The following is a 20,644-nucleotide window of genomic DNA, read 5'->3' as shown; positions in this document are numbered from 1 at the left end:
GGCCTGAATCATGAGCGCATTAATTTCTCTGCGCGGCATAACCCGCCGCTTTAGTACCGGTGAGCTTGAGGTGCAGGTGCTGCATGGCATCGACCTCGACATCCAGCGTGGCGAGTTTGTCGCCATCATGGGCGCCTCCGGTTCGGGTAAAAGTACCCTGATGAACATCCTCGGCTGCCTGGATAAACCCAGTACGGGCGAGTACCTGTTTGCCGGGCACAAGGTTGCCGTGCTGGACACCGACGGTTTGGCCGCGCTGCGTCGCGAGGCCTTTGGCTTTGTGTTCCAGAGCTACAACCTGATCTCCAGCAGCAATGCCTTGGAGAACGTCGAGATCCCGGCGATCTACGCCGGCCAGCCCGCCGCCCAGCGCCATGTGCGGGCCAAGGATTTGCTCAGCCGCTTAGGTTTGGCCGAGCGGTTAGCTAACCGTCCCAGCCAGCTTTCCGGTGGGCAGCAGCAACGGGTGTCGATTGCCCGGGCGTTGATGAACGATGCCGAGGTGATCCTCGCCGACGAGCCCACTGGCGCGCTGGACAGCAAGTCCGGGCAAGAGGTGTTGGCTCTGCTTAAGGAGCTGTCCGCTCAGGGCAAGACAGTAATCATCATCACCCACGACCGCGAAGTGGCGGCCCATGCCGACCGGCAAATCGAGATCCGCGATGGCTTGATCGTCGCCGACAGCGGCGCCCAGTCGGCGCCGGTGACGAGCGCGCTGCAGTTGGATTTGGCCCGTCACGGCGGTGCCATCAGCCGCGCCGATGTGGGCGAAGCAGTGCGCATGGCCGGGCGGGCGCTGCGGGCTAATTTGTTCCGCACCGTACTGACGTTGCTCGGCATCGTCATCGGCGTGGCCTCGGTGGTGGCCATGCTCGCCGTGGGTAACGGCGCCCGGCAAAGCGTGGTCGAGCGCATCAGCGCCATGGGCACCAACTTGCTGTCGATTCGCCCCGGCGCGCCGAATATGCCGCGCTCCGCCGATGGCGTGACCGCGACCCTGACGCCGGAGGATGCTCAGGCGGTGGCCAAGTTGCCCAACGTGCGCGATGCCCTCGGTGAGCTGCAAGGCAGTGCGACCCTGCGTGCCGGCAATATCGACTACAAAACCAGCATCACTGCGACTAACGCCAGCATGCCGCTGGTGCGCGAGTGGCCGCTGAGCAGCGGCGCGTTCTTCAGTCGCAGTGATGAGCAGTCCTATGCGGCAGTCACCGTGCTGGGCCAGACCGTGGCGCAAAACCTGTTCCCCGAGCAGAACCCGGTGGGCCAGTATTTGTTGATCCAGAACGTGCCGTTTCAGGTGATCGGCGTGATGAGCGCCAAGGGCGCTACGCCCTGGGGGCAGGATCAGGACGACGTGGCCTTGGTGCCGTTTTCCACCGGCAGTTTGCGTCTATTCGGCCAGCGCTATGTGCAGAGCATCACCGCCTATATCGACAACGTCGAGCTGATCAGTGACAGCGAAGAAACCATCCGCCAGGAGCTGCTCAAGCGCCATAACAATGTGGAGGATTTCCAGATTCGCAACACCGCATCCTTGCTTGAGGCGGTGACCGCGACCCAGGACACCCTGACCATTTTGCTCGGCTCGATTGCGGCGATTTCGCTGTTGGTCGGCGGTATCGGCGTGATGAACATCATGTTGGTCAACGTCACCGAGCGCACCCGCGAGATTGGTATTCGTATGGCCACCGGTGCGCGCACCGGCAACATCCTCCAGCAGTTCATTACTGAGGCCTTGGTGGTTTCCGCCATTGGCGGGGTGCTCGGTGTGCTGCTCGGCTTGGGCGTCGCTTGGTTGCTGCAAGTGCTCGGCACCGCTGTGCAATTCACCTTGGCACCGGTGCTGTTGGCGTTTGGTTGCGCCTTTGCCACCGGCCTTATTTTCGGCCTGATGCCGGCTCGCAAAGCGGCCCATCTCGACCCTGTACAAGCCTTGGCGGCGGATTAAGTCTGATGAAATTACTGGTTAAACCTCTGCCTTTAGTGGCTGCATTGCTCTTGGCTGGCTGCAATTTGGCGCCGACTTTTACCCCTCCTGAGCAGCCGTTGCCGGCGCAGTTTGAGCATGGCGCGCAGGCTCTCCATGGCGTTGATGCCAGCTGGTGGCAAGCCTTTGGCAGCACGGAGCTGACTCGTTTTGTCGAGCGCGCGGGAGCCGGCAACCTGGACCTGGCCAGCGCCATCAGCCGTGTGCGGCAGGCCGATATTCAAGCGCGCGTAGCCGGTGCGCCGCTGTTACCGAGCGTCAGTGGCAACCTCGTCGGTAACCGCAACTTTGCCGCCGATAACAGCGGCGGTGGGGTACGCAATGCCTACTCGGCCGGCCTGTCGATCAGCTATGAGCTGGATGTGTGGGGCAAGAACCGCAACAACCTCAGCGCCAGTGAACAAAACGCTTTGGCCACGGCCTACGAGCGCGACACCGTGGCGCTCACCGTGGCGGCTGCCACCGCCAGCAGTTACCTCAAGGTGCTGGAGCTGCGCGAGCGTGAGCGCATCGCGGTGGATAACCTGGCCAACGCCGAGCAAGTGCTGAAAGTCGCCGAGGCCAAGACGCGCTTGGGGGCCAGCAGTGAGTTGGAGTTGCTGCAACAGCAAACCTTGGTCGAGCAACGCCGCGCGGCGATTCCGGGGCTACGCCAGCAGCGTCAGACCGCAGAAAATGCGTTGGCGATTTTGCTTGGCACGGTGCCGCAAGGCTTTGCCGCGCAGATCAAGGCCGATAGCTTAAATGGCCTGCTGCTGAGTCAAGAACAGGTGGGCTTGCTGCCCTCTGAGCTGCTGCTGCGCCGTCCTGATATTCAGGCTGAGGAAGCACGCCTGCGGGCGGCCAATGCGGATATCGGCGCGGCGCGGGCGGCGTTGTTCCCCAGCCTGAGCTTGAGCGGTAGCAGCGGCTATAGCGCCGATGTGTTCAGCAACCTGTTTAACAGCGGCAACCTGGCCAGCAGTTTGGGCGCCTCGCTGCTGCAGCCGATCTTCCGCGGCGGCGCGCTAAAGGGCGCGCTGGAGTTGTCCCAGGAGCGTTATGTCGAGTTAGCAGACGGCTATCGCAAGACCGTGATCGTCGCCTTACAGGAAGTCGAGGATGCGCTGATCACCCTGCGCGAAGGACAGCAGCAGTACGACAGTCAGCGTCAGGTGCTAGCCTACGCGCAGAAGGCCTTCGAGCTGGCGCAGCTGCAATACAGCCAGGGTTCGGCGGATATTCTCACCGTGCTCAGCGCCCAACAGAGCTTCTTCTCGGCGCGCGATAGCTTGCTGCAAAACCAGTCCAGCCAACTGCAAAACCAAGTGCAGTTGTACAAGGTGCTGGGCGGCGGTTACGGCGCTTAAACCTGCGGCGTGCGCCGTGATATCACTGGATCTCGGCGCTGCGCGCGGGCTGCTCGAATTGCCTGAGCAGCGCCTGATCGCTGGCGTCGCCCAACTCTGCGGCGCGCTGATAAAAACGCTGGGCAAAGTGGCGTAGCCGCGCCTGGTTGGTTTGCCGCAAAGCGCTGCGGGTGGCGCGCAGAAAGTTCAGATTGCCGCCCTGCAGGGCCAGCTCCAGCCAATGGCAGGCGTGCTCGATCTCGCCTTGGCTAAGCAGCACCGTGGCCAGGCTGTACTGGCCGCGAAAATCCCCCGCTTCGGCCGAGCGTCGATACCAGCTCAGCGCCGTGGCGGCATCGGCCGGTACGCCTAAGCCGTCCTCATAACAACGGCCGAGCAGGTTCATCGACTTAGCATGGCCGGCTAGGGCCGCTTGCTGATACAGGGCAAAAGCGCGCTGATCGTCCTGCGCCACGCCACGGCCGGTGGCATACAGGTTGGCCAGGTTATACAGGCCCCAGTCCAGCTTGAGGTTGGCCGCTTCGAGAAAGCAGGCCGCGGCCATGCTTTCGTCTTTGTCTAAATGCCAGCCGTGCTCGTAGCAGCGCCCGAGCATATTGAAGGCCATGGCGTCGCCTTGGCTGGCGGCGATCTTGAACCACTTGATAGCCAAGGCTTGGTCTTGCTCGATGCCTTGGCCATTCAGGAGGATCTGGCCCAGCAGCGTTTGCGCGTGGGGCAAACCGGTGCGCGCAGCCGCCACTATGGCATTGGCCCGTTCGCGGGGGCTGCCGTGCAATTGCTGGTTAAGCCGGTCGAGGTCGGTGAGGTCGGCGTGGTGCAGGGTGCCCATGCTTACAGTTCCGCCCACTGGCGCAGCAGGTTGTGGTAGGTGCCGGTCAGTTGCAGCAGGGAAGGGTGCTGCGGCACATCGGCGGTGAGCTGCTGGATCGCCTGATCCATATTGAACAGCAAGGTGCGCTGGCCATCGTCGCGCACCAGACTTTGCAACCAGAAGAACGAGGCGATGCGTGCGCCACGGGTCACGGGCTCGACCTTATGCAGGCTGGTGCCGGGGTAGAGCACCATGTCGCCGGCGGCCAATTTGACCCGCTGCACGCCATAGGTGTCCTGCACGATCAGCTCGCCGCCGTCATAAGTGTCGGGTTCGCAGAAGAACAGGGTGGCGGACAAATCCGTGCGCACACGCTCAGCACTGCCCGGCACCTGGCGCACGGCGTTATCGATATGGAAATCAAAATGCCCGCCGGCGGTGTAGCAGTTAAACAGCGGCGGATAGAGCTTGTGCGGCAGGGCGGCTGACATAAACAGCGGGTTCTGCCACAGGCGCTGGACCATCAGCTCTGCGATTTCCCGGCCCAGCGGATGGCGCTCGGGCAGTTGCAGGTTGTGCTTGGCTTGGGCCGATTGGTAGCCCGCGGTGATCTTGCCATCGGCCCAGTCAGCCTGTTGCAGAGCCACTCGGATTTTTTCAGTTTCTTCTTTAGAGAGAACGTTGGGGATATGCAGCAACATACACAGGCTTCCGAATAAACGACTCGACCACGTCAGCGGATGCTCTGGTTAGTTCCGCTGAATAAGTAAAGAAGTGTAACTTTTTTTACTGTCGGACGTTGATACTAATTCTCACTTTGTCTATTGTTCGCATCCTCGAATACCCCGATGGAGCTTTGCATGACCTCCCTGCCCACTGACAACACCCTAATAAAAACAACCCGTTTGGCCACTGCCGTTGGTGTCGCAGTGTCTGCTTTCGCTGCACCTGCTATGGCTGAAGAGCCTGCCAAGGCGGCTAAAGAAGAGCCGGTCGAGCTGGAAAGCATCTACATCAAAGACCAAGCCGTAGAAGAGACTAGCTATCAGGCCACTACCGCTTCCTCGCCGAAGTACACCGCGCCGCTGCGCGACACTCCGCGTTCGGTCACCGTAGTGCCGCAGCAAGTGATCAAAGACACCAACGCCATGACCCTGCAAGATGCCCTGCGCACCGTGCCAGGTATCACCATGGGCGCCGGTGAGGGGGGCAATCCACAGGGCGACCGGCCGATCATTCGCGGCTTCGACGCACAGAGCGACACCTACTTAGATGGCGTGCGTGACGTGGGCTCGCAGAGCCGGGAAATCTTCGCCATTGAGTCCGTGGAAGTGGCCAAAGGCCCCAACGGCGCCATTGGTGGGCGTGGCGCTGCCGGCGGCACCATCAACCTGGTGAGCAAGCGCGCGCATCTGGGCAACTCCCTGGATGGTGGCTTCACGTGGGGCTCCGACCAGACTCAGCGTTACACCCTAGATGGCAACTATCAGTTCACCGACACCATTGCCGGGCGTCTGAACATGATGAGCCACGAGGCCAATGTGGCCGGTCGTGACTCGGTCAACTACGACCGTTGGGGCATCGCACCGTCGCTGGCCTTCGGCCTGACCACCGACACCCGTTTGTTCCTCGATTACTACCATATGGAAAGCGATGACCTGCCGGACTCGGGCATTCCTTATGGCTACGCAGTGGGTAATGCACACACTGCCGGCAATCCGGATCAGCCCAACTACGGCGGCGACCGCAGCAACTTCTATGGCCTCAAAGACCGCGACTTCCGCAAAACCCGCGCCGATATCGCCACCGTCACCTTTGAGCATGATTTCAACGAAGCGCTGACCGTGCGCAACACCTTCCGCCACGGCAGCAGCCTGCAGGATTACATCCTCACCCAGCCGGACGACAGTAAAGGTAACGTGCGTAATGGCACCGTATGGCGCCGCATCAACAGCCGCGTCAGCAATACCACTACCACCACTAACCAGACCGATCTGTTTGGTGAGTTCAATGTCGCGGGCTTTAAAAACAGCTTCTCCACGGGCATTGAGTTGAGCCGCGAAGAGAGCCGTAAAGAGTCGTACAGCGTTAACACCGACACCACGCCGGGCACTTCCGGTGCATCCACCAACTGTAACCCGTCGATGGTCGGTGGCAGCAGTGGCTGGAACTGTACCTCGCTGTCTAATCCGAACCCGAATGATCCGTGGAACGGCAGCATCGCGCGCAACTACGCCGGCTCGACTACCAAGGGCAACACCTATGCGCTGTACTTCGCGGACACCATCGAGCTGGATCCGCAGTGGCTGCTGAACCTGGGCCTGCGTTACGACCACTTCGAAACCAAGTACCACGCTTACAATGCTGACGGCAGCATCCCCACCAGCAATGGTCCTGGTGGCGTTAAGGTCGCGCAAAAAGCCGAAGACACCAGCGAGTTTGTTACTGGCCAGATTGGCTTGGTGTACAAGCCGGTCGAGTACGGCAGCATCTATATTTCCTACGGCACCTCGGCTACTCCGCCAGGCAGCACTGTCGGGGATGGCGTGGACACCAACGGCAGCTCGTTCGACACTGATCGCCAGGGCAACCTGTTGAGCAGCGATATGGAGCCGGAAACCACCAAGAACTACGAGATTGGTACTAAGTGGGATCTGCTCGACGAGCGCCTGTCGCTGACTGCCGCGATCTTCCGCACTGAGAAAGAAAACTCCCGCGTGCAGATCGACACCAACACCTACGAAAACTCCGGTAAAACCCGGGTTGATGGGGTTGAGTTGGGCGTCAGCGGTAAGCTCACGGATAAGTGGCAAGTGTTTGCTGGCTACACCTATATGGACAGCGAGCAAGTGGACGGCGGCCCGATGGCGAGCAACAGCGTCAACGACGGCAACCGTCTGCCGAACACCCCGCAGCACAGCGCCACCCTGTGGACCACTTACAACATCACGGACAAAGTGACTGTCGGTGGTGGTGCCTTCTACACGGATGAAATCTACGGCAACGTAGCTAATACCCTGAAAGTCGACAGCTACACCCGCTTCGATGCCATGGCGGCCTACAAGCTGAACAAGCATGTGGACTTCCAGCTGAACGTGCAGAACCTGACCGACCGTATTTACTACGACAAGGCCTACGGCTCCCACTTCGCCAACATGGCCGCAGGCCGTACCGCACTGCTGAGCACCAACTTCCACTTCTAAGGTCGTTGCGACACAACCAAAAGGCCGCCGGGGCAACCCAGCGGCCTTTTTTATTGCCCGCACATTGTCTCGCCTGCAATGGTGCAAGCGCCTGTGCGGCGATTGCCCCCTACGGGTGTTTGTAGTTCGTAGGGCGGTCAACGGCCGCGCAGCGGCCTTGGCCACCGTCATGGCGGCGGCCAAACGCCAAACCCTAGGGTGCCAATAGCTGCGCAGCAGCGTATTGCACCAGGCGATAAATGCGGCCTAGCGTTCGGTCGTCCCAAGCTTTGCAGGTGTGAGATAAGCAATGGTGCAAGCGCCTGTGCGGCGATTGCCCCTACGGTCGTTTGTTGTCGGTAGGGTGGTCAACGGCCGCGCAGCGGCCTTGGCCACCGAGGGCTTAATACAGGTCGCGGCGGTAGCGGTTTTGCGCTTGCAGCTCGCTGACTTGTTGGCTGCCGAGCAGCTCGATCAGCAGCGCGTGTACAGCTTCGCCCATGCCTTGCAGGCTGCCGCACAGGTAAATGGCCGCGCCGTCTGCGAGCCACTCGCGCAAAGTATCGGCCTGTTGGCGCAGCAGATGCTGCACGTAGACCTTATCGGTTTGGTCTTGGGAGAAGGCCAAGTCCAGGCGCGCTAAATGTCCGCTGGCTTGCCAGTCAAGCAGTTCGGTGGCGCCGATAAAGTCGCTGGCGCGGCTGCGTTCGCCAAAGATCAGCCAATTACGGCTGCCGCTGGGCCGTTCGCGTAAATGGGCGCGCAGCCCGGCCAGACCGGTGCCGTTACCGATCAACAGCAGCGGCGTGTTGGCCGCCGGGCCATGGAAGCTTGGGTTAGGCCGCAGCCGCACTTGTACCGGCGTATCCAGCGCGGCGTACACGCTGAGCCAGCCAGAGCCCAGGCCTAGGCTGCCATCGCGGTGTTCAAGCTGGCGCACTAACAATTGCACGCTGGCGTCGCGGGGGAGCGAGGCGATGGAATACAGCCGTGGGCTGAGCTTCGGTAAATGAGCGAGCAATGTTTGGGCGTTGAGCGCGCCCGCCTGCTCCGATGGGAAATCCGCCGGCCACTCCCGTTCGAGCGCATGATCCAGCAGGCTGCGGCCATCGTTTAGGCGCTGCTGCGGATCAAGTCCCAGCGCGCTTAACTTGTCCCGCAGTGGCTCGGCGGCTTGCTGCGGCAACACTTCCAGCAGATCGCCGGCTTGCCACTGAGCCAGCTCGGCGCTGGCCTGCAGCTGTATTTCAAAGACTTTCGCCGCGCGACTATTGGGGTTTAAGCAGCGGCGCTGAGTCAGCTTGGCGTTGACCCAAGGCGCGGCCTGCCAGGGGCTAAACTCGGTCTGGCCGCTGAGGCGGGCCAACTGTTGTTGCCACAGCAGCAAGCTCGTGGCATCGCATTGGTCGGCGCTGATGGGGCTAAACAGACGTTGGCCGTTTAGTCTGGCGAGCTGCGCATCAATGTCCAAACCAAAGGCGCAAAAGTGCGTGTAGTGCCGATCCCCCAAGGCCAGCACGGCATAGTGCACTTGGCTTAGATCGGTCTGGCTGTGCTTAAGCAGACGAGCAAAGCGCGCACCGTTATCCGGGGCCTCGCCTTCGCCATAGGTGCTGAGGATCAGCAGCAGTTGCGCGGGTAACTGCTCGGGGTTGAGCTGATCGAGCGGGCGCAGATACGCCGCCACGCCGGCACCTTGCAGTTGCAACAGGCTGCGCTGTGCCAGTTGCTGGGCTTGCCCACTCTGGCTGGCATAGGCGATCAGCACGCCCTCGGTGCGGTCATCCACCGCGCTTTGGCGGCGACTGAGCCAGGCCCATAGGCAGAGTCCGGCATAGCCGGCCAACACTAATGCGGCGCTCAACTCCCGGGGCGGTTTCAGCCACAGCAGGGCGCTGCCGAGCAGGCAGAGCAGCAGTAGGGGCAGATAGCGCAACAGAGTGGCGGTGGCCATGGCGGGAACGTTCGGGGAGTCGACAGGATGATTAATCCCATAAGGCCGGGCGTGGACCCGGCCTTATGGGCAGCAACTTTACTGCGGTAATACTTCGAGGGTGGCGCTGTAGGTGGCGCGCACTGCCGTGGCCGGCTTCACCGCACCTTCCTTGCTGGTGTATTCGGCTTCCAGCCAGTACATGCCGGCAGTCGGCCAGGTCACGTTAAACGCGCCCTTGCTGTCGGTTTTCAGGGTGATTTCGCCGGTGCTGTCGCGGTAACGGTTGCCGCCTGGGATCAGGGTCACGCTGACATCCTTGGCTGGCTTGCCATTAAGCAGCAGCACAAATTCAGCTTTCTCACCGGCGAACAGGTCGTTGGGGTGCGTCACTGGGGCCAGTTCCAGGCCTTGGTTAGTTGGCTTGAGCACGGTGGTGGTCGGCTCGCCGCTGGTGACGAAGACTTCCATGCGGTTGCTGTTTTGCGTGACCTTCAGGTCTTTGCCGTTGGCCGGTACCTGGGCGGCGAAATCTTCCGCTTTACCCATCCAGCGTTGGTTGTTGTCGCCGTCTTTCCAGCTGGCGAACAGGCCGCTGCTGGCCACGCTGAGTTTGTAGGTGCCCTTTTGCGTCAGGTGCACATCGAAGGTGCTGCGATAGCGCCCAACGTTGCCGTGTTCGGCTTGGCCCTGGCTGCCATCGGGTTGCAGAACCACCAGCTTGTTGGCTGGACGGCGCATACCGCCTGGGCCTGGCGCCGGTTTGCCAGGCTCGGCCTTAGCGCCAGGCTTGCCGTCTTGTGGCGCTGGGGCGCGTGGCGCCATGGTGAGCGGTTTACCGATACCTTCGAGCTGCATGGGGAAGTGCTCGAAGTAGAACAGGTCGTTGGATACGGCGGCGTCGACGGTGATCCACGGATCTTCACCGCTCAGCACGGTGGCCGAGGGCAGCATCCAGGCGCGGTGCGCGTGGGCCGACAGCGGCAGGCAGATGGCCAGGGTCAGGGCAGTCCATTTCAGCAGAGGGCGCATGGCAGTTTCCTAAGGTTAGGGTTTGACAGTCAGGTTGATGGCGCCCAGCTCGCTGGTGCCTTGGGCGTGTTGCTGTTGGGCGGCGCTGGCCGGCCAGGTCAGGGGCAGACGCAGCAGTTCGCGGCCGCCGACTTCGCGGGCCGCTTCAACCACCACGCGATAGTCGCCGGCAGGCAGGTCTTTAAAGGCTGGGTCCTGATCGCTGAAAGTCAGGCTGTGCACCCCGACTTTACGGGTTGCGCCGCTGATGCCATCCAGCGGCATCTCCACGCTGCGACCGCTGCGGCGCCACCACTGGCGCAAGTCCTTGAGCCATTTTTCGCCTTCTTTATCCGCCAGCTTGCCGTCGTACCACACGGCTAGGTTGGCCACATGGCTTTGGTCGGCACGCTCCAGCCAGATGGCCACGTAGGGGCGGTGATACTCGGCCACGTTGAGTTGGGGGATTTCCACGTTCAGCTCAACTTCACTGGCCAGGGCTGGCGTGCAGATAAGGGTAAACAAGGGCAGCAGGCAGCGACGCATAAGGCTTCCTCAATGAATAAATAACAACGCTAAAACAGCGGGCACCACCAGCCCCAACGCTACCAGCGGCCAGGTGCTGCGCCGGCCTTGGGCATAGCGTTGCAACAGCAGCAGGCCGCTTAAGCAAAACACCAGGCACAGGCCGGCAAAAATATCGATAAACCACTGCCACGCCGTACCACTGTTACGGCCCTTGTGCAGGTCGTTGAGGTAGGCGATCCAGCCACGGTCGGTGCTTTCGTATTCCACCTCGCCGGAGGCCACATCCAGGCTTAACCAAGCATCACCACCGGGACGCGGCAGGCCGATATACAGCTCGCCGTCACTCCATTCGGCCTGGCGGCCGTCGAGGCGAATGTGCAATTGGCTTTCCAGCCACTGGCGTAGGTGCAGAGGCAGGCCCCGGGTCGGGGTGTCGTTTTGCAGCTGGTGGTGCAGCTCGGCAGGCAATTGCGCGTGCTGCTGGCTGAGCACGGGCTTGGCCTCAATCTGCGCGGCATGGTTAAGGGTGATGCCGGTGATGGCGAACAACAGCATGCCGATCAGGCACAGGGCGGAGCTGATCCAGTGCCATTGCCGCAGGGTGCCGAGCCAGGGGGATAGGTGCATGGGTTGTGGGTCAATTGTAGAACGATGGGTGGATTCTAGAGTGACTGGCGAATGATTGGGAGTAATTTACAAATACTATACGTTCTTATCCCAATTTGTCGGACCACAATGCAGCTCGGGCACCTGAGTGCCCGAGTGTTTACGCTTGCTGGTTTAGAACGTGAGGTTAGCCGATAGCCACAGGCGGCGGCCTTCTTCGATAGTGCCATCGGTGGCGCGGCCAATCTGAGCGTAATCAGATGCCCAGCTCTGACCATTGTCGTAGTAAGTGCCGGTGGTGAAGTCCTTGTCGAACAGGTTGTAAATGGTGGCGTTGAAGGTCAGGTTGTCGGTGGCGCGCAGCGAGCCGCCGAGGTGGAAGACTTCATAGGCTTCCAGATCGCCCACTTCGTTACTGACCAGCAGCGAGTCACCGGTCAGGTTGCGGCTGCGCTGGGTGAAGCGCGAGCGTTCGCCACGGTACTCACCTTTGAACCACAGGGTGATGTCGTCAGTCGCCTGCCAGTTAAGGCGGGCAAAGGCCATGTGCATCGGCGTATTGGTCAGCGGAGCACCTTTGTCATCCCCGGAAAGCTGTTCGCTGTCGGTGTAGGTGTAGTTACCGCTGAGGGTCCAGGACGGTGCAAAAGTCCACGATGCCCCCAGTTCCACACCTTGGGTCTTGGCTTTGCCCAGGTTGATATCTTCTGAGAAGTTCTCTTGCTGGAAGCCCGGGCCATAACTTACGCAGTTAGGCTGGTTGGGCGCATCAGCAAAGAAGCAGTTAGGCGATGCCGGGCCGCTCTCGATCTTGTCCTTGAACTTGGTGTGGAACAACGTGGCGTTGGCATTGAAGTTAGACAGGTTGTCGTAATAGAAACCGATTTCTGTGCTGGTCGAAGTTTCTGGGTCCAGATCCGGGTTGCCGAAACTGATTGTCGAACCTTGGCCACCCACAGAGCTGATCCCGTCATGCAGTTGGTTCAGGCTTGGGGTCTTGTAGCCACGGCTGACACCGCCCTTGATCGTCCAGCTGTCAGTGGTGTTCCAGACCAGATAAGCGCGTGGGCTGACGTGGCCGCCAAACGCCTCGTGGTCTTCATAGCGAGCGCCAAGGGTCAGGGCCAGGTCGTCACGCAGGCGCCACTCATCTTCGGCGAAGAGCGCCCAGGATTTTTGCTTGAAGTCTTCACCGGCAATGCCGTCGGTAACCTGAGCATCCCAGTATTGGCCGCCCACGGTGAGCATGTGGTAATCGCCAATAGGCGCGTTGAGTTTGCTGTCGAAGATCAGGTCTTTTGACTCAAGCTCGCGATCATCGCCACCGACAATCGACTGATATGGCGCGTCGTAAGCAAGGCCACGGGTCCCCGGAATGGTGCGGCCGAGGGTTTCGGTCTTGCTGTAGGTCAGGCTGTTGTCCAGTGTGCCGAAGCCCAAACGCGCGGTATGGGTGAGGGCAAATTGGTCGCGCTCAAAGCGCAGTTCATCTTTGTAGCCGCTGATGTTATCCGGGTCATCTTTGGCGCAGCCGTCTACCGCGTTACTGCCGCGGCTGGCTTTGCCATCCAGAGTGCCAAGCTGGCACTTATCGTTCTGGTAGGTTTGGCGACCGGTTTCGAAGTCCATCGCGAATTCGTGATCTTCGTTCGGCGTCAGGGTCAGGCGTGCGCCGGCGTTGTAGTTACGCCCTTCAACTGGGGCTGCGCCGCGCTTGCTGACGGTGGAGTCGTCGTCAAAGGTCAGGTCGGACTCATCGCGCTTGTACATGCTGCCGCGCAGAGCCAGGCCCAGTTTGTCGGCAACCAACGGGCCGTTGAGGTAAACGCTGGCGTTGCTGGTTTCGCCGTAATCACGGTCTTCCTGGAACGTGTGGTCCAGGGAAACCGAGCCGCCCCATTCGTTAGCGACTTTCTTGGTGATGATATTGATCACACCGCCCATGGCGTCGGAGCCATAAAGGGTCGACATGGGGCCACGGATCACTTCGATACGCTCGATGGCGGACATCGGTGGAATAAAGCTGGTGCGGGTTTCGTTAAAACCGTTCGGGGTGACGTTACCGGCAGTGTTTTGCCGGCGGCCGTCGATCAGGATCAGTGTGTAATCGCTCGGCAGGCCGCGGATGCTGATGTCCAGCCCGCCGGTTTTGCCCGTGCCTTGGCGAATATCCACGCCTTCGACTTCATCCAGCGCTTGGGCCAGGTTGCTGTAGCGTTTTTGCTGCAGGTCTTGTTGGCTGATGACGCTGATGCTGGCAGGGGCTTCGGTGATTTTTTGCTCAAAACCTGAGGCGCTGACCACCATGTTGTCCAGGGTCAGGGCTTCATCGGCTTGGGCGTTGCCTGTGGCGAGCAGCAGGCTAGCCACTGCGACGGTGCTGGCCAGGACGTTCCGGCAGGGAGTGTAAGGCATGACATTTCCTAATCATTATTATTGCTGGCCGCGAATGGTAATGATTAGCAAATGATCATCAATCGGAAAGTTCCGTCTATTTGTAAATATATCTTACCGATTGTCCGGCACGCCGCGGATTAAACGCCTGGCGCTAATTGTAAGTCTTTGTAAGACAATCTGTTCGGTGTCGATTGCCTAGGAGGGAGAGCGCGCGTTGTGTGGCATGCCCATCGCGCTGCCGGCTATTTGGCCGGCGCGCGAGTGGTGGCTGTCAGAGGGTCTTGGCCATGCGGCTGGCGAGCAAGGCCCAGGCAAACAAACCCAAGCACAGCAATAGCATCGGCCAGCCGCGCCACATCAGGTACGGGGTCAGGCCTTGCATGGGCTGTACTTCGCCGTAGAGCACCGCCTGTTCGAATTGGGCAATGCGCTCAGTGATTTGCCCTTGCGGGTTGATCAGCGCGGTGATGCCGTTGTTGGTCGCGCGGATCATCCAGCGTCCGCTTTCCAGCGCGCGCATCTGCGCCATCTGCAGGTGCTGCATGGGGCCGATGGAGCGGCCAAACCAGGTGTCGTTGCTGATGGTCAGGAGCAAGTCGCTCTGCGCCGCGATGCTGGCGGCAAACTCGGGGTAGACCACTTCGTAGCAAATAAAGCTGGCGATGGCGTGTCCCTTGGCTTGCAGCAGGCTTTGCTGGGCTGGGCCGCGGGCGAAGTCCGACATCGGTAAGTCAAAGAAGGCGATCAGTCCGCGCAGCATGTCTTGCAGCGGTACGTATTCGCCAAAGGGCACCAGCTTCTGCTTGAGGTAGTCGCCGCTGCCTTGGCCGACCACGCTGATGCCGTTGTAGTAGCGCATCTCGCCGCGCTCATTGCTCATGCGCATCGGCACCCCGGTGATCAGGGCGCTGTTGCGGTCGTTGGCGAAGCGGCCCATCACGCCCAGATAACCTTGGGCGCGGTCTTTGAGAACCGGCACCGCGGTTTCCGGCCAGATCACTAAGTCGGTGGGTTTGGCGCTAAAACTCATGTCGCGGTACAGCGCCAGTTGCGCCTCCAACTGCGCCGGGTCCCATTTCAGGTTTTGTTCGATATTGCCCTGCATGGCCGCCACGCTTAGGGACGCGCCCTTAGGCTGAGTCCACTGCTGGCCTTTAAGGGCGATGCCGGCCAGCCACGGCGCGATCAGCAGCACTAAGGCGCAAGCCAGAAAGGCTTTGTGCTGGCGCAGGCGCACGAGGTTAAGCAGCAGGGCTGCGCTTAGGGCCAGAACAAACGACAACAGCCATACCCCGCCCACCGGCGCGAGCCCGGCCAGTGGGCCATTCAACTGGCTGTAACCGGCATACAGCCACGGGAAACCGGTGAGGAACCAATTACGGAAAGCTTCCTGGGCCAGCCATAGCGCGGCAAAGGCCAGGCTGTCGGCCAGGGGCGCTTCGACTCGCCGCAGCCAGCGCGCCCAGACCCACGCGGCGAGGCCTTGCATCAAGCCCAGGGCGGCGACAAAGGCCAGGGTCAGCACACCGGCCAGCAGCGGGGAGGCGGCGCCGTAATCGTGGATGCTGACGTACACCCAGCTGGTGCCTGCGGCAAACAGGCCAAAGCCATAGAACCAACCGCGTAGCGCTGCTTGGCGTGGGCTGAGGTCGCGCAGGCCCAGGTAAAACAAGCCAATCGACAGCAGCGCTAAAGGCCACAGGTCATAGGGGGCGAGGGCGAGGGTGATGCTGGCGCCGGCGGCGAAAGCGATCAGGTTGCCGGGCCAGCCAGCACGAGTTATCCACTGCATCGGGTGCGAGTCCTTGGATTGCGGTGGCGCAAGGGTAGAGTGCAACTGGCGGCAGGGGAAGAGCAGGCCACCCGTGAGGGGTGGCCGTTGACCCTTAGTGGCTGATCGGCGTCAGGCGCAGCAGGTGAACCCGGCGGCTGTCAGCGTTGATGACGCGAAAGCGGTAGTCGCCGATGATGGTCACTTCATTGCGCTTGGGCAGGCGGCCAAAGGCGCTCATGACCAAACCGCCGACGGTGTCGAAATCGCTGTCGTCGAAGTCGCTGTCGAAGCTGTCGTTGAAGTGCTCGATGGGCGTCAGCGCCTTGATCAGGAAGTCGCCGGAAGGCAGCGGCTTGATATAGCTGTCTTCTTCCACATCGTGCTCGTCTTCGATGTCGCCGACGATTTGCTCCAGCACGTCTTCAATGGTCACCAGGCCCGCCACGCCGCCGTATTCGTCGATGACCACGGCCATGTGGTTGTGGTTGGCGCGAAACTCACGCAGCAGCACGTTGAGACGCTTGGACTCCGGGACGAAGGTCACCGGGCGCAGCAGGTCGGTGAGGTTAAAGCTGTCCTGATTGCCTTGCAGGATCAGTGGCAGCAGGTCCTTGGCCAGGAGGATGCCAAGCACGTCGTCGAGGTTGTCGCCAAACACCGGGAATCGTGAGTGAGCGGATTCAATGATCGAGGGCAGGAAGTCTTGCGGGGTTTGCTCGGCTTTGATGCTGATCATCTGCGAGCGCGGCACCATAATGTCGCGTACTTGCAGGTCGGCGACCTGAATCGCACCCTCGACGATGGCCAGTGCTTCGCTGTCGAGCAGGTTGTTTTGGTGCGCGTCGCGCAGGACTTCCAGCAATTCCTTGCGGTTTTTCGGCTCATGAGCAAAAGCCTGGGTCAGCTTATTCAGCCAGGACTTCTGCTCGTTGCTCGATCGATCTTCGCTCATGGTGGTTACTCAGGGACCTTCTCGTTTAGGGGGTTAATCTTCATCGTAAGGGTCGGGATGACCCAGTTCTGCCAGCAATTCTCGTTCCAGCGCTTCCATTTCCTCGGCTTCCTCATCTTCGATGTGGTCGTAGCCAAGCAGGTGCAAGCAGCCGTGAATCACCAAGTGCGCCCAATGCGCCTCCAGGCTTTTGTCTTGCTCTTGAGCTTCACGCGCCACCACGGGCGCGCAAATCACCAAGTCGCCGAGCAGCGGGATGTCTAGCAGCTCATCCGGCACATCGGCGGGGAAGGATAGAACATTGGTGGCGTAATCTTTATGACGCCAGGTGTGATTCAGCTCAAGGCCTTCGGCTTCATCGACCAAACGGATGGTCAGCTCGGAGTCGGCCGTGCGCTGGCGCAGGGCAAGTGCGCACCACTGACGCAACTGCGCTTCGCTCGGCAGGTTGGCGGCGTCACTGGCAATCTGTAAATCCAGCTCAAGCATGGTCAGAATCCCGGCCATTGTTGCCGCGACTGGCTTCCTGGCGGCTGTCGAAGCGCTCATAGGCTTCGACGATGCGCTGTACCAGCGGATGGCGGACCACGTCCTTCGGATTGAAGTGGGTGAAGCTGATGCCCGGTACGTCGCGCAGCACTTCAATCACATGGGCCAGGCCGCTTTTGGTGCCGCGTGGCAGGTCGACCTGGGTGATGTCGCCAGTGATCACGGCGGTGGAGCCGAAACCAATGCGGGTGAGGAACATCTTCATCTGTTCCAGGGTGGTGTTCTGGCTTTCGTCGAGAATGATGAAGCTGTTGTTCAGCGTGCGCCCGCGCATATAGGCCAGCGGCGCGACTTCGATCACTTGTTTCTCGATCAGCTTGGCCACCTGCTCAAAGCCGAGCATCTCGTACAGCGCGTCATACAACGGGCGCAGGTACGGGTCGATCTTCTGGCTTAGGTCGCCGGGTAGAAAGCCCAGTTTCTCGCCGGCCTCGACCGCCGGGCGCACCAGCAGGATGCGGCGGATTTGCTCGCGCTCCAGGGCGTCCACGGCGCAGGCCACGGCCAGATAGGTTTTGCCGGTACCGGCTGGGCCGATGCCGAAGTTAATGTCGTGGTCGAGGATCGCCTTCACATAGCGCTGCTGGTTGGCGCCGCGCGGGCGAATCATGCCCTTGCGCGTACGCAGGGCGACATTGAGGTTGGCGCTGGGTTCGTTCAGCTCTTCAATGCCCGACTCTTGCAGGAACAGGTGTACCAGCTCAGGCGACAGCTCAGTGCTCAACGCTTCACGGTACAGGCGCTGCAGCAGGTTTTCGGCGGACTGGGTTTGTCCGGCGCTGCCGACCAGTTCGAACTGGTTGCCACGGTTACGAATCTCGATGCCCAGCCGCTGCTCGATCAGGCGCAGGTGCTCATCAAATTGCCCGCACAGATTGGCGAAGCGGCGAGCCTCAAAGGGTTCGAGGATAAAACGACGGGGTTCTATGGGTGCGTTCAAGGTCGTGTGGTGGCCGCCAGTCGGCTTGGGTAGAGGAGCGAAGAATAGCGCTAGCGGCGCCATGGGGAAAGCATGGGCCGCTGGACTGCTATCACACCCAGGCCATTCGCGGTCTGGGCGTGCTCGAAGGCTTAGTGGACTACGTCGGCGCTCACCAGAGTGCCACGCAGGGAGTTGGGCAGGACTTCTTCGATATGCACATCGACAAACTGGCCGATTAGACGCGGGTTGTCACTGCGGAAGTTAACCACCCGGTTGGTCTCGGTACGGCCCTGGAGCATGCCCGGGTCTTTCTTCGAGTAGTCGATGACCAGAATGCGCTGGACGCTATTGGCCATCCGTCGGCTGTTATCAAAGCCTTGCTGGGTCAGGCGCTGTTGCAGCAGGGCGAGGCGCTGCTTCTTCAGCTCCAGCGGCGTGTCATCCACCAGATCCGCCGCCGGCGTGCCGGGGCGCGAGCTGTAAACGAAGGAGTAAGAGAAGTCGAAGCCTACCTCGGCCACCAGCTTCATGGTCTGCTCAAAGTCTTTTTCGGTCTCGCCGGGGAAGCCGACGATAAAGTCCGAACTGATCAGAATATCCGGCACGGCGGCGCGCAGCTTGCGGATGCGCGACTTGTATTCGAGGGCGGTGTGGTTGCGCTTCATCGCCGCGAGGATACGGTCGGAACCAGACTGCACGGGCAGGTGCAGGTACTTCACCAGTTCCGGGATGTTGGCGTGGGCCTCGATCAGCGCGTCGGAGAACTCCAGCGGATGGCTGGTGGTGTAACGGATACGGTCGATGCCGTCGATGGCCGCCACCGCGTAGAGCAGCTCGGCGAAGTCGGCGATCTGCCCGCCTGGAGTGGCGCCGCGATAACCGTTCACGTTCTGCCCGAGCAGGGTCACTTCACGCACGCCGTGTTCGGCCAGGTGGATGATCTCGCCCAGCACGTCGGCCATCGGCCGGCTGACTTCTTCGCCGCGGGTGTAGGGCACCACGCAGAAGGTGCAGTACTTGCTGCAGCCTTCCATCACCGAAACGTAGGCGGTGGGGCCTTCGACGCGGGGCTCGGGCAGGCGGTCGAATTTTTCGATTTCCGGGAAGCTGATGTCCACCTGGGCGACTTTGGTGCTGCGCGCCGCGTCGATCATTTCCGGCAGGCGGTGCAGGGTCTGCGGGCCGAAAACCACGTCGACATAGGGCGCGCGGTCACGAATCGCCGCGCCTTCCTGACTGGCCACGCAGCCGCCGACGCCAATCACCAGGTCCGGGTTGGCCAGCTTCAGCTCACGCCAGCGGCCCAGTTGGGAGAACACTTTGTCCTGGGCTTTTTCGCGGATCGAGCAGGTATTGAGCAGGATGATGTCAGCATCGGCGGCGCGATCGGTGACTTCCACGGCTTGATGTTCGCCCAGCAGGTCAATCATGCGCGAGCTGTCGTACTCGTTCATTTGGCAACCGTGGGTTTCGATATAAAGCTTCTTGCTCATGCGCACTCAACAAGGTGTTTACAGGACCGCGCATTATAGGCGTCCCGCGTCTGGGTTCCTAGCGTTGCCTGACTGGTAGCTATGCTATGATCCGCGCCCCGCATTTTTTCATCACGAATCCCATGCCCATGAGCAAGCCCGACCCCATCTATAAGGTGATCTTCCACAACCAAGGCCAGGTGTATGAGATGTACGCCAAGCAAGTGTTCCAGAGCGATCTGTGGGGTTTTTTAGAAGTGGAGGAGTTCGTCTTCGGCGAGCGCACGCAAGTGGTGGTCGACCCTAGCGAAGAGAAACTCAAAGCCCAGTTTGATGGCGTTTTGCGCAGCTATATTCCGCTGCAGGCGATCATCCGGATCGACGAAGTCGAGCGTTTAGGGGTGCCGAAAATCAGCGAAGCCAAGGGCGGTGGCAATGTCATGGCCTTCCCGATGCCGGTACCGGAGAAGTAAAAAGCGCGTCAGAAGTCTGTGGCGCTTGCTGCAAGGGCAAGCGCCGAAGCGTTACGGCAGTGGCGCGAAAGGTGAGTTGAGCGGCGCGCTGTTCTGCAACTCCATCAGGTAGTTGCGAAAGATCTGCCCCAGCACCTGGCTGGCGATCTCCAGCTCATTGCGCGGCATCTGCCCGGCGATCAGATCGGCGCTGTCCATGGCGTCATCCGAGCCATTGACCGCCGCCATCTTCAACACCACATAAGCTTGTACCGCGTTCGCCGGCACGCCTTCGCCATTAAAGAACATCATGCCCAGGCGAAACTGCGCTTGCGCGTGGCCTTGCAACGACGCTTGCTCGAACCACTTAAGGGCGCGGTTTAGATCGCGCTCGGTACGCTGGCCGTCATAGTAAAACTCGCCCAGCTCAAACTCCGCCTGCAGATCACCGCCCTCAGCCGCTTGTTCACAGGCCGCGACGGCGTTGGGGAGTTCTTCAGCTACGGTATTGAGCGAGCAACTGCCCAGTGCCGGGACCAGCAACGAGTTGCCGCCCGCATAGGCGAGTAGGGGGTGGAGAAGCAACAGGCAGCCCAATGACAGGGTGCGGCCGGTGCGTTTCATGAAAATCCGTTTACCTCTGGCTGCAAAGCAGGCGGTCAGCCTGGTCACCTGAACGCGGGCGACACGTCATTATGAAATAAGCAGCGCTA

17 protein-coding genes are annotated in these 20,644 nt (G+C 60.8%); 4 read left to right on the top strand and 13 right to left on the bottom strand.

The window, feature by feature from the left end:
• The first annotated feature begins 10 nt into the window (after nucleotides 1–10).
• Together NTD81_RS13335 and NTD81_RS13330 are read left to right on the top strand one after the other, a co-directional pair.
• Nucleotides 11–1,951, top strand: coding sequence for a MacB family efflux pump subunit (locus tag NTD81_RS13335; protein ID WP_262183042.1), 1,941 nt, complete (start codon nucleotides 11–13; stop codon nucleotides 1,949–1,951).
• A 5-nt stretch (nucleotides 1,952–1,956) separates the two neighbouring features.
• A complete protein-coding gene (locus NTD81_RS13330) occupies nucleotides 1,957–3,339 on the top strand; it encodes an efflux transporter outer membrane subunit (RefSeq protein ID WP_262183039.1) in 1,383 nt (460 codons plus the stop codon).
• Between the two features lie 22 nt (nucleotides 3,340–3,361).
• Here NTD81_RS13330 and NTD81_RS13325 read toward each other — a convergent pair whose 3' ends face one another.
• Nucleotides 3,362–4,171: a sel1 repeat family protein gene (locus NTD81_RS13325; protein ID WP_262183038.1), complete on the bottom strand. Its 810-nt coding sequence runs from the start codon at nucleotides 4,169–4,171 to the stop codon at nucleotides 3,362–3,364.
• 2 nt (nucleotides 4,172–4,173) lie between these two features.
• A complete protein-coding gene (locus NTD81_RS13320) occupies nucleotides 4,174–4,854 on the bottom strand; it encodes a Fe2+-dependent dioxygenase (RefSeq protein ID WP_262183037.1) in 681 nt (226 codons plus the stop codon).
• Between the two features lie 159 nt (nucleotides 4,855–5,013).
• Between NTD81_RS13320 and NTD81_RS13315 the strand changes: the two genes are divergently transcribed.
• Nucleotides 5,014–7,356 carry a TonB-dependent receptor gene (locus NTD81_RS13315; RefSeq protein ID WP_262183036.1) on the top strand — a complete coding sequence of 781 codons (2,343 nt, stop codon included), beginning with the start codon at nucleotides 5,014–5,016 and terminating at the stop codon, nucleotides 7,354–7,356.
• Nucleotides 7,357–7,738: 382 nt separating this feature from the next.
• Here NTD81_RS13315 and NTD81_RS13310 read toward each other — a convergent pair whose 3' ends face one another.
• The 10 genes from NTD81_RS13310 to miaB all read right to left on the bottom strand — a co-directional run bounded on the left by NTD81_RS13310 (nucleotide 7,739) and on the right by miaB (nucleotide 19,500).
• Nucleotides 7,739–9,289 (bottom strand): sulfite reductase flavoprotein subunit alpha, encoded by a 1,551-nt coding sequence (locus NTD81_RS13310; RefSeq protein WP_262183033.1) that lies wholly within the window; start codon nucleotides 9,287–9,289, stop codon nucleotides 7,739–7,741.
• Between the two features lie 78 nt (nucleotides 9,290–9,367).
• Nucleotides 9,368–10,300 (bottom strand): DUF4198 domain-containing protein, encoded by a 933-nt coding sequence (locus NTD81_RS13305; RefSeq protein WP_262183031.1) that lies wholly within the window; start codon nucleotides 10,298–10,300, stop codon nucleotides 9,368–9,370.
• Nucleotides 10,301–10,315: 15 nt separating this feature from the next.
• Nucleotides 10,316–10,825, bottom strand: a complete 510-nt coding sequence (locus tag NTD81_RS13300; protein WP_262183030.1) for a DUF2271 domain-containing protein — start codon at nucleotides 10,823–10,825, stop codon at nucleotides 10,316–10,318.
• A gap of 9 nt (nucleotides 10,826–10,834) precedes the next feature.
• Complete coding sequence (locus NTD81_RS13295) at nucleotides 10,835–11,434, bottom strand: PepSY-associated TM helix domain-containing protein (RefSeq protein ID WP_262183029.1); 600 nt, start codon at nucleotides 11,432–11,434, stop codon at nucleotides 10,835–10,837.
• A gap of 153 nt (nucleotides 11,435–11,587) precedes the next feature.
• Nucleotides 11,588–13,828, bottom strand: a complete 2,241-nt coding sequence (locus NTD81_RS13290) for a TonB-dependent receptor domain-containing protein (RefSeq protein ID WP_262183027.1) — start codon at nucleotides 13,826–13,828, stop codon at nucleotides 11,588–11,590.
• A 253-nt stretch (nucleotides 13,829–14,081) separates the two neighbouring features.
• On the bottom strand, nucleotides 14,082–15,602 hold the full coding sequence (gene lnt, locus NTD81_RS13285; RefSeq protein WP_262183025.1) for an apolipoprotein N-acyltransferase: 1,521 nt from the start codon (nucleotides 15,600–15,602) through the stop codon (nucleotides 14,082–14,084).
• Nucleotides 15,603–15,696: 94 nt separating this feature from the next.
• Nucleotides 15,697–16,536 (bottom strand): HlyC/CorC family transporter, encoded by an 840-nt coding sequence (locus tag NTD81_RS13280; RefSeq protein WP_262183024.1) that lies wholly within the window; start codon nucleotides 16,534–16,536, stop codon nucleotides 15,697–15,699.
• 33 nt (nucleotides 16,537–16,569) lie between these two features.
• Nucleotides 16,570–17,025 (bottom strand): rRNA maturation RNase YbeY, encoded by a 456-nt coding sequence (gene ybeY, locus NTD81_RS13275; RefSeq protein WP_262183022.1) that lies wholly within the window; start codon nucleotides 17,023–17,025, stop codon nucleotides 16,570–16,572.
• Complete coding sequence (locus tag NTD81_RS13270) at nucleotides 17,018–18,025, bottom strand: PhoH family protein (RefSeq protein WP_262183020.1); 1,008 nt, start codon at nucleotides 18,023–18,025, stop codon at nucleotides 17,018–17,020. The genes ybeY and NTD81_RS13270 overlap by 8 nt, the downstream gene beginning before the upstream one ends.
• 131 nt (nucleotides 18,026–18,156) lie before the next feature.
• Nucleotides 18,157–19,500 (bottom strand): tRNA (N6-isopentenyl adenosine(37)-C2)-methylthiotransferase MiaB, encoded by a 1,344-nt coding sequence (miaB, locus tag NTD81_RS13265; protein WP_262183018.1) that lies wholly within the window; start codon nucleotides 19,498–19,500, stop codon nucleotides 18,157–18,159.
• Between the two features lie 128 nt (nucleotides 19,501–19,628).
• On the opposite strand from miaB, the gene NTD81_RS13260 reads away from it, so the two are divergent.
• A complete protein-coding gene (locus tag NTD81_RS13260; RefSeq protein ID WP_262183016.1) occupies nucleotides 19,629–19,952 on the top strand; it encodes a DUF1820 family protein in 324 nt (107 codons plus the stop codon).
• 51 nt (nucleotides 19,953–20,003) lie between these two features.
• Here the strand turns inward: NTD81_RS13260 and NTD81_RS13255 are convergent, their stop codons facing one another.
• Nucleotides 20,004–20,555: a tetratricopeptide repeat protein gene (locus NTD81_RS13255; RefSeq protein WP_262183015.1), complete on the bottom strand. Its 552-nt coding sequence runs from the start codon at nucleotides 20,553–20,555 to the stop codon at nucleotides 20,004–20,006.
• Between the last annotated feature and the right edge of the window lie 89 nt (nucleotides 20,556–20,644).

The organism is Pseudomonas sp. 5P_3.1_Bac2 (genome assembly GCF_025465995.1).
Lineage (GTDB): Bacteria > Pseudomonadota > Gammaproteobacteria > Pseudomonadales > Pseudomonadaceae > Aquipseudomonas.
This window is presented reverse-complemented; position numbering and strand designations above follow the sequence as displayed.

Excerpts from the sequence above, each read along its gene's own strand:
- NTD81_RS13335 (WP_262183042.1), top strand. The coding sequence starts at position 11 with ATGAGCGCATTAATTTCTCTGCGCGGCATAACCCGCCGCTTTAGTACC.
- NTD81_RS13330 (WP_262183039.1), top strand. The coding sequence starts at position 1,957 with ATGAAATTACTGGTTAAACCTCTGCCTTTAGTGGCTGCATTGCTCTTG.
- NTD81_RS13325 (WP_262183038.1), bottom strand. The coding sequence starts at position 4,171 with ATGGGCACCCTGCACCACGCCGACCTCACCGACCTCGACCGGCTTAAC.
- NTD81_RS13320 (WP_262183037.1), bottom strand. The coding sequence starts at position 4,854 with ATGTTGCTGCATATCCCCAACGTTCTCTCTAAAGAAGAAACTGAAAAA.
- NTD81_RS13315 (WP_262183036.1), top strand. The coding sequence starts at position 5,014 with ATGACCTCCCTGCCCACTGACAACACCCTAATAAAAACAACCCGTTTG.
- NTD81_RS13310 (WP_262183033.1), bottom strand. The coding sequence starts at position 9,289 with ATGGCCACCGCCACTCTGTTGCGCTATCTGCCCCTACTGCTGCTCTGC.
- NTD81_RS13305 (WP_262183031.1), bottom strand. The coding sequence starts at position 10,300 with ATGCGCCCTCTGCTGAAATGGACTGCCCTGACCCTGGCCATCTGCCTG.
- NTD81_RS13300 (WP_262183030.1), bottom strand. The coding sequence starts at position 10,825 with ATGCGTCGCTGCCTGCTGCCCTTGTTTACCCTTATCTGCACGCCAGCC.
- NTD81_RS13295 (WP_262183029.1), bottom strand. The coding sequence starts at position 11,434 with ATGCACCTATCCCCCTGGCTCGGCACCCTGCGGCAATGGCACTGGATC.
- NTD81_RS13290 (WP_262183027.1), bottom strand. The coding sequence starts at position 13,828 with ATGCCTTACACTCCCTGCCGGAACGTCCTGGCCAGCACCGTCGCAGTG.
- lnt (WP_262183025.1), bottom strand. The coding sequence starts at position 15,602 with ATGCAGTGGATAACTCGTGCTGGCTGGCCCGGCAACCTGATCGCTTTC.
- NTD81_RS13280 (WP_262183024.1), bottom strand. The coding sequence starts at position 16,536 with ATGAGCGAAGATCGATCGAGCAACGAGCAGAAGTCCTGGCTGAATAAG.
- ybeY (WP_262183022.1), bottom strand. The coding sequence starts at position 17,025 with ATGCTTGAGCTGGATTTACAGATTGCCAGTGACGCCGCCAACCTGCCG.
- miaB (WP_262183018.1), bottom strand. The coding sequence starts at position 19,500 with ATGAGCAAGAAGCTTTATATCGAAACCCACGGTTGCCAAATGAACGAG.
- NTD81_RS13260 (WP_262183016.1), top strand. The coding sequence starts at position 19,629 with ATGAGCAAGCCCGACCCCATCTATAAGGTGATCTTCCACAACCAAGGC.
- NTD81_RS13255 (WP_262183015.1), bottom strand. The coding sequence starts at position 20,555 with ATGAAACGCACCGGCCGCACCCTGTCATTGGGCTGCCTGTTGCTTCTC.